Below are 15,363 nucleotides of genomic sequence, written 5' to 3' on the forward strand. Positions count from 1 at the left end.
CAAATTCTCAGGAATTGCACATTAGCACAATAAAAGCCACAAAGAAAAAAGCCGCTCAACGCGGCCTAAAAAGAAGGGGCCTTGAACCGTTCCGCCAATTTTTTATCAAGGGCAGCCAGGCGTTTTCTCTGGAAATCAAATTCTTGTTCCAGTTGCAACTGGCAAATAAAGCTGTAATAATGGGGTTCCTCGCGGGCGGTATAGAAAGACTCCAGGTATTTTAGCAATTCAGCGTAAAGGTCGCGGGCGAAATCCAATACCGGGCGTTCCAATTCCTCACCGTAGGACCCAAAAGTATTCGCCCAGAGGACGAAAGCCAGGATCTCCAGGAGACTTTCCACGTCTCTGGGGGAATCAAGCTTAAGCATAGCCACCACCCTTAAAGGCCAATTTCGGTAGCTGCCTGGCGTACCACATCAGCACTAATCAGCTGGGCTTTAAGCTGGGCGCCCCAGAGGAGGGAAGTTAGGGCCAGGTTGTTCACCAGGCGCGGCCAGCCGCGGGAACAAGAAGCGATGGCCTCCACGGCAGGCGGCTCAAACAAAGGCCTGGTAGCCCCCACCAGGGATAAATGGTGCTCCAGGTAGGCGCCCACCTCCTCACGGTTTAAAGGTTCCACCTGGAAGCGAACCACCAGGCGTTGGGCCAGAGACTGGGTCTGGTTCAACTCCAAGCGGCTCAACAAAAAAGGCAAGCCGGCCAGGACCAGGATAAAAGGATTAAAGGCGTCCATGGCGAAATTAAAGAGCAGGGCCAGGTCCAGCAGGAATTTGGGGTTAGCCAGGTGCATCTCATCCAGGATGAAGACGGGCGTAATCTTTTTATCCCGGAAGAACACCTGGACCGCCTGCTGGATCTGGTGAAAAAGGTCAATCTTGCGGAAAGACGGTTCTTCCCCCAGGCTCCGGGCCAAACCGCGGTAAAAATCCATGACCGTCCCTGTGGCCAGGGGCAAATAAATAACCTTAAAGAGGGCCGGGTTTAAATTAGCACAAAAGACCCGCAAGGTAAAGGTCTTACCGGCTCCCGGTTCTCCCACCAGGACCCCCATGCCCCGGACGCGGGATAAATACTCCAGCCGGGCCCTCGTTTCTTTTAAACTGCAGGAAAGGAAGGCATCCTGGGGTTTTAGCTCCTTGCCAAAAGGAGCCCCTTTTAAGCCATAAAAAGCCTGGTACATTCTAGTTTTGGCCCCCTCCCTGTAAGCTGGCAAAAGAAAGTTTGCTCTCCCGCTTTGCCCGGGCGTTAACACTGAGCGCCACCGGCTGTGCCACCGCCACCTCTTTACCGGCCACAAAAATCAAGACCCGCTCCAGTTTTTCCGGGTCAAAGCGCACCTCCACCCGGTTGCCGATAAATTGAGGCGGCACCTCAAAAAGGCGCTTGTTAATGGAGATAGTAGCATCATGATGTACCCGCCGTTCCTCCCGCTTGAAAAAAAGCGGCTCCAGAACAGCCGGGTCGCTCACCATCTTAACCTGGCTGAACTGGGACATAAACTTATCCAGGGGGCTCATACCCAAAGCACTGTGGACCTGGCGGTGATAATCTTCCTCCAGCCACTGCCAGAAAGAGCGGTTCAAGTTATCCAGAGATTTAAGGTGTTCATCTTTAACCAGGGGCAAGAAACGCTGCCTGACGGTCAAGAAGAACCTTTCGATCTTACCCTTGCTCTGCGGGTCATAGGGTTTAGTATTGATCAAGGCTATCCCCAGGGCCGCGCAGGCCAGCTGCAGCTGCTCCGAACGATAGATTTTACCATTATCCACGTAGACCATCTGCGGAATGCCCCGGCGTAAGATAGCCTCCTTGAAGACCACCTTCAAAGACTCAAACTTCTCGGAAGTAAAAAACTGGGCAAAAGTCACCAGGCGGGAACAATCATCGATAAAAGCAAAGAGGAAAGTAGCCACCTTTTTGTTGCCAACGCGAAGGTAAGGCCCGGCCGCCACATCCCCCTGCCAGAGGGTATTCACCGTATCATAGGCAAAGCGTTTCCGTTCCGGCTCCCGCCGCATCTCCCGGCCTAAAAGCCCCCTGGATTTCAGGAAACGGTAAATGGTAGCGTAAGAAACGGCGTCCGGTAAAATAACACCTTTAGCCACCAGTTGTTCATAAAAGACAGAAGCCGGACAGGAACGCTCCTCCTGGCGCAGGGCCAGGAGTTGCTCCTGTAACTCCGGGGATAAGGCCCGCGGCCTTCCCCGGTCAGAACGCCTTTTCGGTTTTAACCCCTCAAACCCCTCGCGGCGGTAATCCCTGAGCCAGCTGGCAATGGTCTGGGGGCTATAGTCGCAGAGGCCATAATACGGTACTTCATGGGGTCTGGCCGTAATACTCTCCAGGTAGGCCTTCCTGCTGGCTACCTGACCCTGCAACAACGGCGCAATCAAGCTAAAGCGAAAAAGAGCGATATTTTCCCGGTCCTTCTCGTCCATCACAACCCCTCCCCAGGATTTAAGGTTAACCGGTCCGGTCATTTACCAGTTTAACCTTAACCTGTCCCCCAGGACAGGCAAAAGGTGTGTGGTGGCTAATGTAGCAGGGAGGCTTTACGGAACCGAGGAAAGCATGGTAAAATTAATTAGCCATAAAATTGCGCCGGAAATGATTATGAAACCTTTGGGAAAAGGTTTCGGCGTTGGGGAACGCGGCAATCATTTCGAGCAATTTTATGGCCCTTTGTTTAAATTCCGGCGGGATTATTTCCCGGCAACCCTGCTCCCAGAAAAACGCCTGGATGGAGTTCATATTCTTCGCAAAACGGCGGTGGTAAAACTGGAGCAGCTGGTAGTAAATAAGGAAGCGGACATGGGAGAAGAAATACATGAGGCAGTCCAGGATGAACTTAAGGGAATACTGGTAGTAGGGCAGGAGGAAGGAAGGCAAAAGAGAGAAGGTGTGCCGGCAGGAGCGGCACCAAAAGCGGCAGATAGGCAGCCGTACCCACTTTTCCGAGTCACTACCGGCATTACGCCAGTAAAAGCCATGCCGCTTTAGCGCCTTCCGGGCCATACAGATAGGGCAAGACTCTATGACGGGAAACTCATTTTTCTTACCCCGGGCAGCATAATCCTCCAGGGAAATACCGAAATTGTATACCAGTTGCATAAACAGCCCCCCAGAATAATTTGCTAAAATTATATCACTTTGGGGGAACTGTTACATGTTATCTCGATATTTTAAATTGATAAAGTTAGGACTGGTTTTAAGGATGATAGTGTGCTAAATGACACTATGAGGCATTGAAACACCTGGTTGTCGCCAAGACTGCGGAAGGGTACTTTTCGTTACCATCCTACCTATGAGGCATTGAAACCCCTTCTAGGTAAGCCTTTTCAAGTTCCTCCTCGCGTTACCATCCTACCTATGAGGCATTGAAACTCTACTTCCGGTTGTCCCGTTTCTGGGGCCGTCTCCTGTTACCATCCTACCTATGAGGCATTGAAACCCAGGAAGATGGCCGAGTACAGCGCCGGGATCAAGGGTTACCATCCTACCTATGAGGCATTGAAACCCGGGCTCGTTGTAATGATTTCTCATACTTCTTTCTTAGTTACCATCCTACCTATGAGGCATTGAAACGCGTATCTATCCCGGAAGCAATGGAAAAGGCCAGCAAGTTACCATCCTACCTATGAGGCATTGAAACGCCGTTTAATTCCCAGGTAATATCCAGGAATAGGTTTGTTACCATCCTACCTATGAGGCATTGAAACAGCAATGAGGTGGTGCTGGTGTACCCTGTTACGGCTGAGTTACCATCCTACCTATGAGGCATTGAAACGCATACTCGGATTACCACCTTGGAGCCCGGCTTTATTGTTACCATCCTACCTATGAGGCATTGAAACTTCGGCTTTTGAATTTAAAGACAGAAAAAAGGTTAAAGTTACCATCCTACCTATGAGGCATTGAAACCAATATGACACCAAAAGGAATTCAAGAATTACTGGGTTACCATCCTACCTATGAGGCATTGAAACGAGCAGGCCGGCGTAAAGCTGCCAGCACGGTTTATGTTACCATCCTACCTATGAGGCATTGAAACAAGTAGAACTCGAAGTCAGGCCCGCTGCCATCATACTTATGGATTAGATGCAATGTTACCATCCTACCTATGAGGCATTGAAACCCAGAGGTCGGCCCGTTCGCCCTGGGCCAACTCTTTGGTTACCATCCTACCTATGAGGCATTGAAACATAGACGCAATATTGTTGATTGTCAATAGAAATGACCCACTATGTGCAAATAAAATTGACCCACTGGAGAACAAAAATAATAAGCTTCAAGTCATGCGCCAAAAGGAACGAGATGTAACTCAGTTGCCGAATTAACGGTCGTTGGCTGCTTTCAGTTTACCCTTGAGCCGGTAGCTAGTGCCGTTAATATAGAAAATAAGGGCGTGATGCACAAGCCGGTCAATTATGGCCGCGGCTACCACCTGGTCGGAAAATATCTCCCCCCATTCGTTGAAGTTATAGTTGCTGGTCAGGATAATACTCCCCTTCTCGTAACGCATGGAAACCAGGCGGAAGAGAAGGTTGGCCTGTTCTTTAGTTACGGGCATGTAGCCGAGTTCGTCGATGATTAGAAGGTTGAGCCGGGAGTACCCCAGCAGCTTATCGAGAAGGCCGCCGTCTTTGGCGCTTAAAAGTAGTTCTTCTAAAAGCTTCTGGGCGGTGATAAATGCTACGCGATATTTAGCCATGCAGGCCTTGATGCCTAAGGCTACTGATAGATGGGTCTTGCCGACCCCAGGGGGACCCAGGAAGACGATATTCTCCTTTTTTTCCACGAAATCCAGGGAGCCTAAAGCGATAATTTCTTTTTCCCGGATGGAGGGCTGGAAGCTAAAGTCAAACTCCTCCAGGGTTTTGATGAAGGGGAAACGTGCTTTATTGATTTTCGTCTTGACCGTGCCCTCGTTTTTCCTTTTTAACTCCTCTTCGAAGAGAAGGGAGAGGTATTCGATATAAGAGAGGTTGTTTTGCGAAGCCTTCTCCGTTACCTCCTGGTAGTGGGCGAGCATCCCTTTTAGTTTTAAGGCCTGCATCTGGCTTTCCAGGTAAGCGGTTAATTTGTTGCTCATGATACTGCCGCCACCTCGCTCTCCTTTAGGGCATAACAGGAGAGGTCCCGTTTGATTTTACCTGGCGGCATATTGCCACTTGCCGGGTCACAGGCACAAGAAAGCGGAGTGATTTCCTTGCACTCTAAAAGCCTTTTTATGCTGTTTTTGTGATAAGAGCCGATTTTCAGGCATTCTTTGATGGCTGCTATGATATCTTCCCGGCTATATATCTCCTGGTAGCTTAAGATTTCTGCCAGGTGCCAGTAGAGGTTGGCCCCGTTCTTAGCACGCAGGCCTGCCAGGTATTTTTGACCGTCTGCGCCAAAGGCGCTGATAAACTCCTCCACCAGGGCCGAGCGCAGTTTTAGTTTCTTTTCCTGGTATTGACGGTTGATGGTTTCGTGTTCGGGGTGAAGGGGACGGACGGTTTGCTTTTTAAGTTCAAGTTCGAACTCCGCTAAAAGCGTCCCTGCCTCGTCATATACCTTCAGGCGCCGGCCGTAGATGTTTTCGACCCACACCCTCCTTAAGCAGTAGCGCAGGGGTACGGGGTAGAGATTGCCGTCGTGGGATATATAGCCATCATTACTCACCTTCCGGGGTTCTTTATGGTGTAATAAGGCCGGTTCGACAGCCGGTATTTGGAGAAGGCACCCTTTTTCCTCGACAAACATCTCCGCCGGCGGCCGGCCTAAGCTGCTGTGGGGCCTTTTATTGTAGGCTTCCTGGAACTCTGAAAGCTTTACAGCGAATTCGTTTAAGTCCCCCACCTCCAGGCCCCGCAGCAGGTGTTCCTGGACGTAGTAAAAGGGGCGCTCTACCTTGCCCTTGGTCCGGGGACGGTAGTTTTCGCAAGCTGAGGGCTGGATGCCATACAGCCCGCAGAATTTGAGAAACTCGTCATTGTACCGGATGATACCGTCTTTCTGGTGAGTGATAACCATTTGCTTGCCGTTGTCAATCACCAATTCCGGGGCATAACCGCCGAAGAAGTCAATGGCCTCAACCAGAACCCGGATCACATCGGCGGTGGTGATGCTTAATGAGAAGGTGTAGAATTTCATCCGGCTAAAAGACAGGACCACCTCGTGGAGATATATTTTTACCGGCTTCCCGTCTACCGGTAACGTCCACACCTTCCAATCGTACTCCTGACTTTATCAGTTGAATCCCTAGAACCCGCATAAAACCTAGAAAAATAGAAAACAAGACGCGCATTTTGCCACTACAACCGGTCCTGCCAGCGGGCAGCAAACTCCTCTACACGGGTAATGTTTCCCGGCGGTGCAATCCGCATTAGGCGCAGGATCTTTTTGCTCAACTCTGTACTCTGGGTCTTGATAAAGAACACCTCTCCTTTGATCTCTACCTCGGCAAAGTTGAGGGAGTTTAACGCTTCCCGGATTTCTGCCGGCGAGGCATTTTCCACCGCTTGCCGGAGCTTGAATTCCAGAGTGCGTTCGAGAAGAAAGGCGAGGAAGCAAATTACAAAGTGTCCTTTAATCCGCCTTTCGGTCCAGTGAAAAACCGGCCGGACTTTCAGGGTGCTTTTCATGACGCGAAAAGATTCTTCAATCCGCCACAGGTTATGGTAAGCATCCAGGATGTCTTTGGCACTCATTTCTTTCTCGCTGGTCTGGATGCCGTAGTAGCCGTCAAATTGTTTGTCCCGGGCAATGGCTTCTTCGTCCAGTATCCACGTGCCCGTACAGTCTATTTCTTTGAGGTATTTCTTGCCGCCACGTTTGTTGCTGGCCTGGATTTTGGCCTTGCTTTCTAAAAGGGTTTGGGCTTTCTCGATTAACCTTTCCCGGTCGGCCCGGTCTTTTTCCGCCCGCCGGCTGGAGTAGGTGACGATCAGTTTTTCGGGTAATTTGTATTTTTTCCCTTCAGCGGTGAATTCGTTTATGTACTCGATAACCTTGTAGCGAAGGACTTCTCCTTCATCGTCCTTTATCTCCTGGTAGCCATTTTCGTCCAATATCATATCGGTAATCTCTTTTTTCATGCTCTTGATGCGGGCGGCAAAGATGTAGCTGTAGCCCCGTTCCACTATGCGTTTTAAGTTAAGCTTGCTGTTGATCCCCCGGTCGGCGACGATGATCACCCGGCGCAGGCCAAAACGTTTTTCCAGCTTTTCTAAGGCCGTCTCCAGGGTCTTGCCGTCAAAGGTATTGCCGGGGAAAAGCTCATAGCCAATGGGCCGCCCCTCGCAATCAATAAGCAGGCCCAATACCACCTGGACTTCGTTGAACTTACCGTCTTTACTGAAGCCGAAATCGCGTAAAGTGTCGGCTTCGACGCTGGCAAAGGAAAAGGTCGTTACATCATAAAAAACCACATCCACCTGCATGTTAAAAAGGTGGCGGTTCTTTTGGAACATCTCCTCCTCCAACAACTCTTTATACTCGCAGAGTAAATCCAAGGAGCGGTAGAGGTGGTTTAAGGCTACGTCGGGTAAACTGGCATAACGGTGCTGGTAGTTGTAGGTACCTAATTTACTCCTGGGTTCAAGGAGGTGCTGGATAGCCATAAGAAAACTGGCGTCGCTTAATTCGAATTGTACCTTACGTTTGGCACTGATCTTCTTTAAAAGTTTGGGTAGCTCAAATTGGTTCCAGATCTTCTGGTAGACCACATAGCCCCAGTTCTTGATCTGCGCCTCGGAAAAGCTGGCTAAACTGGTCACCTCCCTGGCCTTGGACAATTCTAAGAGGCGCTTACCAAGTCTTTGAAAGCTGGGGTTGTTTTCAATCTCGTCCAGGCGACCGAGATTGAGGAGGACCTTGTGTTTAACAGCTCCATTTTCCCGGTAAGATTGGACTAGCTGGACGTACTGGTGGTTTTTGGTTTTAGTTATTTTGATGAACATGCTTAAATGATACCACTAACATTGCCTATTGTCTAGATAATATTTGGTATTTCACAATATTAGTTGCCACTACGTTTTTCGCTTTTTGGGCTATTTTTAACGCCCAAAGCTAGATTTTATCTGGGTTCTTGAATCAGTAAAATGTCGCAACTGATAAACTCAGGAGAAGGTGTAGAATTTCATCCGGCTAAAAGACAGGACCACCTCGTGGAGATATATTTTTACCGGCTTCCCGTCTACCGGTAACGTCCACACCTTCCAATCGTACTGCATCTGCTGGCCTGGGCTGGTTTCCACCCAGGTGGTGGTTAATTTGGCAGTCTTATCTTCTGCCTTTATGGACCTAAGATAACGGTGGACGCTGGCCAGGGAGCCTTGATAGCCCTTATCTTTCAGTTCTTTGTAAATCCTTGTGCCGATATATCCTTTGGCAAGCATAATCTTGATTTCTTCCAGAAACCTGTCCAGTTCTTTGACATACTCCCTGGCTTTAAACTGAGGCGGGTTGGCTTCTTTCAGGTACTTTTTGACGGTATTCCTGGATACCCCAACTGTCTTGGCTATTTGCCTGATGCCGACCCCTTGGGCATGCAGTGCCTTGATGCGTTGCCATTTGTACATGCTGACCACCTCTTTTTCCTCCCCCTCTCAGGGGAGATTTTATCATTAGGTGGGTCAGTTTTATTTGACGATCTGGGGTCAATTCTATTTTACGATCTACACGCAATATAAAAACTCGGTTCGCTCGCCAAGTTACCATCCTACCTATGAGGCATTGAAACAGAGAAGAAGGGTTTTGAATACCCTCTTCTCCCGCGTTACCATCCTACCTATGAGGCATTGAAACCCGAAAATCCGAACACGATGAGCATCCACCTTGCCCGTTACCATCCTACCTATGAGGCATTGAAACTTCAAATTGCGCCCATTTTTCATCTTCTGTTTTCCGTTACCATCCTACCTATGAGGCATTGAAACATCCTCCAATAACCAAGGTTAAAATTACATTCCATTTGTTACCATCCTACCTATGAGGCATTGAAACATGTATACGCCGAAAAGGTCGGCCTAAAGCCTGAAGGTTACCATCCTACCTATGAGGCATTGAAACTGGTGACGCTTACCAAAAACGGCATCCCGCTAATCAAGGTTACCATCCTACCTATGAGGCATTGAAACGTTGCTAACCCAACCATAGCCATGGTAGGAGAAGCAGGTTACCATCCTATCTATGAGGCATTGAAACATTACACAGACCCGTTTATAGACCAGTCCATCACCGTGTTACCATCCTACCTATGAGGCATTGAAACACCTTTACAAGGGCCTCACCCAGATGTTCCCCCGGAGTTACCATCCTACCTATGAGGCACCCTAGTTCGACAGTTGCTAGGCAAAAATGACTGCTTTCTAGATGAAGAGGCCTTATAAATCAAGGGTTTCCGGTTTCGGGAAAGCTCAAAAATCAAAAACTGCCTAGGCACACGATTTCGGAATTAAAGCTTGATAACGACATAGTACATGCGCTATAATATAGACATGTACATAAGAACTATTTCCCGCAAAAACAAGGACGGCTCTGTTGTCCGTTATATCCAGCTTGCCCACAACGTCTGGGACCCCAAGGCCGGCTACCCGAAAGCCAAAGTACTCTTCAACTTCGGCCGCGAAGAGGATGTAGACCGGGAAGCCCTGGTCCGCCTGGTAAAGAGTATTACGCGTTTTTTGGGACCGGAAGAGGCTTTACGCACCCAGGCAGAGTTAAACGGCAGCGCTCCCCTAACTTTTGTCTCCAGCCGGCCTATAGGTGGCGCCTGGGTGTTAAACGAGCTCTGGAACCAGCTGGGTATCAACCGCGTTTTAGCCGGGCTGCTGGCCAAACGTAAGTTCCAGGCGCCGGTAGAACGAGCCATCTTCGCTATGGTAGCCAACCGGGCTTTGAACCCGGCCAGTAAACTTAAGACCGAGGATTGGGTCAGCCACGATGTTTTCATTCCCGGCCTCCCGGACGTGCCGGTGCAAAACCTTTACCGAGCCATGGACTTCTTACTGGAGGCTGCTGAAGAACTGCAAAAGGATATCTTCTTCTCCGTGGCCCACCTCTTCAACCTGGAAGTCGATCTCCTGTACTTCGATACCACCTCCACCTACTTTGAAGTGGAAGAGGAGGATAATCCGGAGGACCATAAGCAGCACCTTCGGCGTAAAGGCAACTCCAAGGACCACCGGCCGGATTTACCCCAGGTGGTAATCGGCCTGGCTGTCACCAGGGAGGGCCTGCCGGTACGCTGCTGGGTCTGGCCGGGTAACACCGCCGACATGGCGGTAATCGAGCAAGTCAAAAAGGACCTGGTGGGCTGGCAACTGGGCCGGGTCATCACTGTTGTCGACCGCGGTTTTGCTTCGGAAGACAACCTTCGTTACCTCCAGCGCGCCGGCGGCCACTACATTGCCGGCGAAAAGATGCGCAGCGGCAAGGATACGGTGGCAGAGGCCCTGGCCCGGCCGGGCCGCTACAAAACTGTCAAGGATAACCTTGAAGTTAAAGAAGTTATCGTCGGCGACGGCGAAAAAAGGGTCCGCTACGTCCTGGTACGCAACCCCAAAGAAGCAGAAAAAGACAGACTGGAGCGGGAGAAAATCCTGGCCCGCCTCAAAGAAGAACTAAAGGCCATTGGCGACCTCAAAGGCGAACCCCATACCAAAGCTTGTTGTCAACTCATCGCCCATCCCACCTATGGCCGCTATCTCAAGACCGACAAGAAAGGGCAACCGTATATCGATATGGCCAAGGTGAAAGCCGAAGAAAAGCTGGACGGCAAATACCTGTTAAGGACCTCGGACGATACTTTAAGCCCGGAAGACGTAGCTCTCGGCTACAAGCAGCTTCTCGAAGTAGAAGAGGCCTTCCGCACCATGAAGCAGTCCTTAGAGCTGCGGCCTATTTATCATCGTCTGAGCGATCGCATCCATGCCCACGTCCTCCTGTGCTGGCTGGGACTGCTCCTAATCCGGGTAGCTGAAACGAAGGTTGAGGATAGCTGGCGGAACATCCGCCAGACCCTGGAACGCATGCACCTGGGCGAATTTATTGCTCCTGACGGCAGGGTACTCCAGAGGACGGAAACGACGCCACAACAGCAGCATATCTTTAAGGCCCTTGGGATAAAGGCACCGCCGCAAATAATCGCGGTCGAAACAAAAGGCCAAAAGAGGTCCCTAGTAACACGCGCCCAAAAAGCCGATCCCTGAAACCCTTGCGCAACAAGCTGTTGCGCTTATTGTTCACCTAGCAACTGTCGAACTCGGGCGTGTGTGAGGCTCCAAAAGATAAAAAAGGCGCCGGCAACTAAAATTTTAGGTACCCAAAAACCATGACCGGCAAGAAAAATTACCGCTCAATCAGGCAAAAAGAATAAAAAGCCCTCCAAGGGCATACGGGCAGAAAATCGCCATATCGATTAAGATTTGCTCATAAAGTGGCGGGTCTGAAAAGCAAAGTATAAAAGGCTGAAGGGTTCCAGGTGATAGCTAGAGGAAAGTGTGGTAATAAAGGCCCTGGCCCAGGAGGCCGGGTCCGAGGCGGCCAGAACAACGCCTTCCGAGCCCCAAAAGCCAGTAATGAGGGGGCTGTTTTCCAGAAGGCGGTTACAGTAAAAACAAACATGTTGATAAGCCATCTCGGCCCTATTGGAAGTCATGTTAACCTTTATGGCAATATAGGCCATAGGTAGGTGATTAACTAGCCGTTGGTAAAGGACATAAAAAATGCAGGCCAGACTGTACTGAAAGCGCGGGGCCAAAAAGGAGGGTAGCAGCGAGACCGTCTTTTTACAGGCTGGACAGTAGTAACGCTGGATAACGATGACGTAGGAAGCCGTTAATGTTAAGGCATTACGGTAGAAAAAACCATGCCTGCGGAGCCGGCCTTCATAACAACAGCAGGGATTGGGACATCCATACAGTTCAGGGAATAAATTTTCCTTTCCCCGGCGATGATATTCCTGTACAGTTATAGTTAACCATTTTCAGCTGGGAAAAGAAGACGCAGGGGTTAGGGAAAACCATCAGAGCGTCTTCTTTTCTTTTCCCCCCAGGATAAAATATCGTAACAAAAAATTTATTTTATCCAGAGGGATGAAAACTAAACCAAAATAATTTGACTAAAAACCTTTTATTTCGGGTAAGAGAATTTGACGTATAACATCATAGCAAGCCTACCGACCAGAAAGAAATAACCGTTTACATAACTAAATCAGGCAAGAAATACCACTGCGCCGGGTGCAGGTACCTATCTAAAAGCCAGATCCCGATTAGCTTGAAGGATGCAATTAACAGGGGGTACGAGCCATGTAGTGCTTCGAGCCTACCTATGAGGCATTGAAACCGTTTTATGGAGAAGTACGGGACACTCCTTTACGAAAGTTACCATTCTACCTATCAGTCATTGAAATCGAATAAGGAGAAAGCTATAGAAAATGTTATGGGGTTAATTATTGAGAAAAACCGGGCAATCCTAGGTGAAATATGCGGATATAATTTAATTCCCGGAGTTATCCTGGCTGCCGTCGACAGCAAATGATAGAAGCCTTTTTAACTGGCATATCGAGGAAGTATTTTGTTTTAATTTCGATAAAAATTTTTCATCTTCCCAAAGGAATCAAGGAAAAATATGACGAATTAACCATAAGAATATATTTCCGGGAGGAGCAGGTATTGGCTATCGTCCTTAAGAAGAAGCAATTAGGCATAAATGACGTCAGCCGCCAGTCTTTGGCTCGGATCTATGCTATCCACCGCTGGATTGCTGCCGGTCGTTATCCCAGTGTAGACTTTATTGCCGAGCGCCTGGAGGTCTCGCCGCGGACGGTGGAGCGGGACATCCAATTACTGCGGGATTTTTTGGGTGCTCCTATTGTCTATGATCGCTGGCACAAGGGTTATCGTTATGAAAAGACCTTTAACCTGCCGCCCCTGCAGCTGACGGAAGGAGAACTTCTGATCCTCTACCTGGGCCAGCAGCTATTAAGCCAGGTCGGCGGGACACCTTTCGGCCAGGTGATCCGGGGTGCTATGGCTAAGCTGAAGGCAATGCTACCGGAAAAAGTAAGCATGGACCTGGGCTGCCTGGAGCAGGATATCTCCTTTGGGATGGAACCCCTGCGGGGAGATGCCGAACAGTTACTTGCTGTCTATGGTGATATTTTTCTAGCCATCCAAGAGAATCGCTCGGTGTATATTACATACTATACTGCCAGCCGGGACGCCATCACCGACCGGTTGATTGACCCCTACCACCTGCGCTTTTTTCACGGCGCCTGGTATGTGATTGCACTTACTGTCATTACCGCCGGGAAGTGCGCCTTTTTGCCCTGGATCGTATTCGCCAATGGCAGGTGACGGAAAAGAGATTTAATGTGCAGCCGGATTTTTCCCTGGAAAACTACCTTCAAGACTCCCTTGGGATCGAGCGGGGACCGCGGGTATATGAGGTGGCCATCCGTTTTACTGCGCAACAGGCACGGTGGATACGCGAACGGCAGTGGCATTCCAGTCAGGAAATGGAAAATTTATCCGATGGGGGACTAGTTTTAAAAATGCGTCTCAGCGGCCTGCAGGAAGTCAAGCGCTGGGTGCTCGGTTTCGGCAGCCAGGCCGAGGTCCTGGCACCGCCGGAACTGCGCCGGGAGGTGGCCCGGGAAGCGGCAGCCCTGGGTGAACTGTACCAGAGCAAATCCTAAGAAGAGACGTCTGAGCCCTGCTTAAGGTTGCTTTTTAATATTGCGGGGACGATTTTCTATACCTAGAGGTAAAAGTAAAATTCCCTGCCCGGCAGGAAAACTCAAAATGGCAGGGAATTTTTATTTATAACTTTTAAAGGAGGTTCTCGGGGATGTTACTCTGGCAACTACCGCAGCGACACCAGCAACTTACTGGACACCCGGCCCTGGTCTACCAGGGGGAGCAGGTTACATATAGTGAGCTGGTTAAATGGATCGATGCCTACGCCAGGTTATTCCAGGAACTGGGCGTAAGGCCCGGTGAGAGGGTAGCTATCTGCGCTCCCAATTGCCCGGAGTTTATTTACAGTTACTTGGGTGCCATGAAGGCCGGGGCAATCGTTGTACCCTTGAACCTGATGCTGACCCGGGAGGAGATCGCCTTTATTATCCGGGATGCGGGCTGCAGCACTATGGTCATTCACCGGGTGATTGTGGAGCGTATGGGCCTGGCGCCGCAACATGCGGCAGCCTTGGGCTTAAAACACCTGCTGGTACTCGATAATAAAACCGCAGCCAGGGCCCAGGCTGCACCGCCGGCAGTGCCGGTGACGGCATCAGAGGAAGATATCTGCGTTTTCCTCTATACCTCCGGTACTACCGGCCGGCCGAAAGGGGCCATGTTGACTCACAGGAATTTTTTGGCGGATATTGAGGCTTTGGATGCTGTTTCCAACTTGGGGCCGGATAATAACTTCCTTTGCGTTTTACCTATGTTCCACAGCTTTGCTTGGACGACCTGCGTCCTACTGCCCTTATACCTGGGCAGTACCATTACTATTAAAGAAAGCTTCCAGCCCAAGGATACCCTGAAAACCCTCTCCGAGGAAGATATTACCATTTTTTGTGGCGTGCCTTCCATGTATGCCGTCCTCCTGCGTATGGGCGAGAAGGGCCAGTTTAAGACCCTGAAGTTTGCCATTTCCGGGGGGGCGCCCCTGGCGGCGGAAGTCCAGCGCGGCTTTGAAGCCAAATTTGCCTTTCCCCTGGTGGAGGGTTACGGCCTTTCCGAAGCAGCGCCGGTGGTCTGCCTGAATCCTCTGTACGGCGTCCGCAAGCCGGGGTCCATCGGCCTGCCCCTGCCGGGGGTGGAGGTTAAAGTGGTGGACGATGATGACCTGGAAGTCCCGGTAGGCCAAGTGGGAGAACTGGTAGTCCGGGGTCCCAACGTCATGGCCGGGTATCATAACCAGCCGGAAGAAACGGCGGCGGCCCTGCGGGGCGGCTGGCTCCATACCGGTGACCTGGCGCGGCGGGACGAGGATGGTTATTTCTACATTATCGACCGCAAGAAAGACATGATCATCCTGGGCGGCTTTAATGTCTATCCCCGGGAAGTGGAGGAAGTCCTCCTGGCCCACCCGGCCGTCATGGAAGCGGCGGTGGTCGGCGTCGGTGACCCGGTCAAGGGCGAGACGGTAAAGGCGTATATAGTTTTGAAGGAAGGGGCCTCTGCCGACAGGCGGCAGTTGCAGGACTTTTTGAAAGAGCACCTGGCCGCCTACAAGATCCCCCGTTTATTTGAATTTGTAGCAGAGCTGCCCAAAAGCCCGACAGGCAAGGTACTGAAAAAGCTATTGAAGGGGTAGGAAAATCACCTGCCGGTCGGCTGGAAAAGCGCCGGCAGGTTTAATTTT

Annotated in this window: 13 protein-coding genes and 2 CRISPR repeat arrays; of the genes, 4 read left to right on the top strand and 9 right to left on the bottom strand. The window is 50.3% G+C overall.

Translation table 11 applies throughout. From position 1 onward, the window contains the following. Positions 1-65: 65 nt before the first annotated feature. The 8 genes from MGLY_RS08705 to MGLY_RS08740 form a co-directional block, all read right to left on the bottom strand. Positions 66-368, bottom strand: a complete 303-nt coding sequence (locus MGLY_RS08705) for a hypothetical protein (protein WP_156273096.1) — start codon at positions 366-368, stop codon at positions 66-68. 11 nt (positions 369-379) lie between these two features. Next, the gene (locus MGLY_RS08710) at positions 380-1,180 is read right to left on the bottom strand and encodes an ExeA family protein (RefSeq protein WP_156273098.1); all 801 of its coding nucleotides are present in this window, start codon (positions 1,178-1,180) and stop codon (positions 380-382) included. A gap of 1 nt (position 1,181) precedes the next feature. After that, positions 1,182-2,438 carry a helix-turn-helix domain-containing protein gene (locus tag MGLY_RS08715; protein ID WP_156271578.1) on the bottom strand — a complete coding sequence of 419 codons (1,257 nt, stop codon included), beginning with the start codon at positions 2,436-2,438 and terminating at the stop codon, positions 1,182-1,184. Positions 2,439-2,580: 142 nt separating this feature from the next. Beyond that, positions 2,581-3,111 carry a DUF6431 domain-containing protein gene (locus MGLY_RS18795; protein ID WP_422880089.1) on the bottom strand — a complete coding sequence of 177 codons (531 nt, stop codon included), beginning with the start codon at positions 3,109-3,111 and terminating at the stop codon, positions 2,581-2,583. A 178-nt stretch (positions 3,112-3,289) separates the two neighbouring features. Then, positions 3,290-4,202: direct repeats of the CRISPR family, unit length 30 nt; unit sequence GTTACCATCCTACCTATGAGGCATTGAAAC. A gap of 131 nt (positions 4,203-4,333) precedes the next feature. After that, positions 4,334-5,092 carry an IS21-like element helper ATPase IstB gene (istB, locus tag MGLY_RS08725; RefSeq protein ID WP_156273102.1) on the bottom strand — a complete coding sequence of 253 codons (759 nt, stop codon included), beginning with the start codon at positions 5,090-5,092 and terminating at the stop codon, positions 4,334-4,336. Beyond that, positions 5,089-6,210, bottom strand: coding sequence for a Mu transposase domain-containing protein (locus MGLY_RS08730; protein WP_246187293.1), 1,122 nt, complete (start codon positions 6,208-6,210; stop codon positions 5,089-5,091). Before MGLY_RS08730 ends, istB begins: the two co-directional genes overlap by 4 nt. A gap of 89 nt (positions 6,211-6,299) precedes the next feature. Beyond that, positions 6,300-7,946 carry an IS1634 family transposase gene (locus tag MGLY_RS08735; RefSeq protein WP_156271558.1) on the bottom strand — a complete coding sequence of 549 codons (1,647 nt, stop codon included), beginning with the start codon at positions 7,944-7,946 and terminating at the stop codon, positions 6,300-6,302. 159 nt (positions 7,947-8,105) lie between these two features. Continuing rightward, positions 8,106-8,567 (bottom strand): helix-turn-helix domain-containing protein, encoded by a 462-nt coding sequence (locus MGLY_RS08740; RefSeq protein WP_246187483.1) that lies wholly within the window; start codon positions 8,565-8,567, stop codon positions 8,106-8,108. A gap of 131 nt (positions 8,568-8,698) precedes the next feature. Continuing rightward, a CRISPR array of direct repeats spans positions 8,699-9,325; the repeat unit is 30 nt; unit sequence GTTACCATCCTACCTATGAGGCATTGAAAC. Between the two features lie 160 nt (positions 9,326-9,485). On the opposite strand from MGLY_RS08740, the gene MGLY_RS08745 reads away from it, so the two are divergent. Then, the gene (locus MGLY_RS08745) at positions 9,486-11,198 is read left to right on the top strand and encodes an IS1634 family transposase (RefSeq protein ID WP_422880110.1); all 1,713 of its coding nucleotides are present in this window, start codon (positions 9,486-9,488) and stop codon (positions 11,196-11,198) included. Positions 11,199-11,407: 209 nt separating this feature from the next. Here the strand turns inward: MGLY_RS08745 and MGLY_RS18800 are convergent, their stop codons facing one another. Continuing rightward, a complete protein-coding gene (locus MGLY_RS18800; protein WP_422880111.1) occupies positions 11,408-11,962 on the bottom strand; it encodes a DUF6431 domain-containing protein in 555 nt (184 codons plus the stop codon). Positions 11,963-12,662: 700 nt separating this feature from the next. Here MGLY_RS18800 and MGLY_RS18485 point away from each other — a divergent pair. The 3 genes from MGLY_RS18485 (at position 12,663) to MGLY_RS08755 (ending at position 15,315) form a co-directional block, all read left to right on the top strand. Next, complete coding sequence (locus tag MGLY_RS18485) at positions 12,663-13,346, top strand: helix-turn-helix transcriptional regulator (protein ID WP_170290989.1); 684 nt, start codon at positions 12,663-12,665, stop codon at positions 13,344-13,346. Further along, a complete protein-coding gene (locus MGLY_RS18490) occupies positions 13,304-13,687 on the top strand; it encodes a WYL domain-containing protein (RefSeq protein WP_170290990.1) in 384 nt (127 codons plus the stop codon). Before MGLY_RS18485 ends, MGLY_RS18490 begins: the two co-directional genes overlap by 43 nt. Before the next feature lie 152 nt (positions 13,688-13,839). Continuing rightward, a complete protein-coding gene (locus MGLY_RS08755) occupies positions 13,840-15,315 on the top strand; it encodes a long-chain-fatty-acid--CoA ligase (protein ID WP_156273106.1) in 1,476 nt (491 codons plus the stop codon). Positions 15,316-15,363: the final 48 nt, after the last annotated feature.

It is taken from the genome of Moorella glycerini (assembly GCF_009735625.1).
Classification (GTDB): domain Bacteria; phylum Bacillota; class DSM-521; order Neomoorellales; family Neomoorellaceae; genus Neomoorella; species Neomoorella glycerini.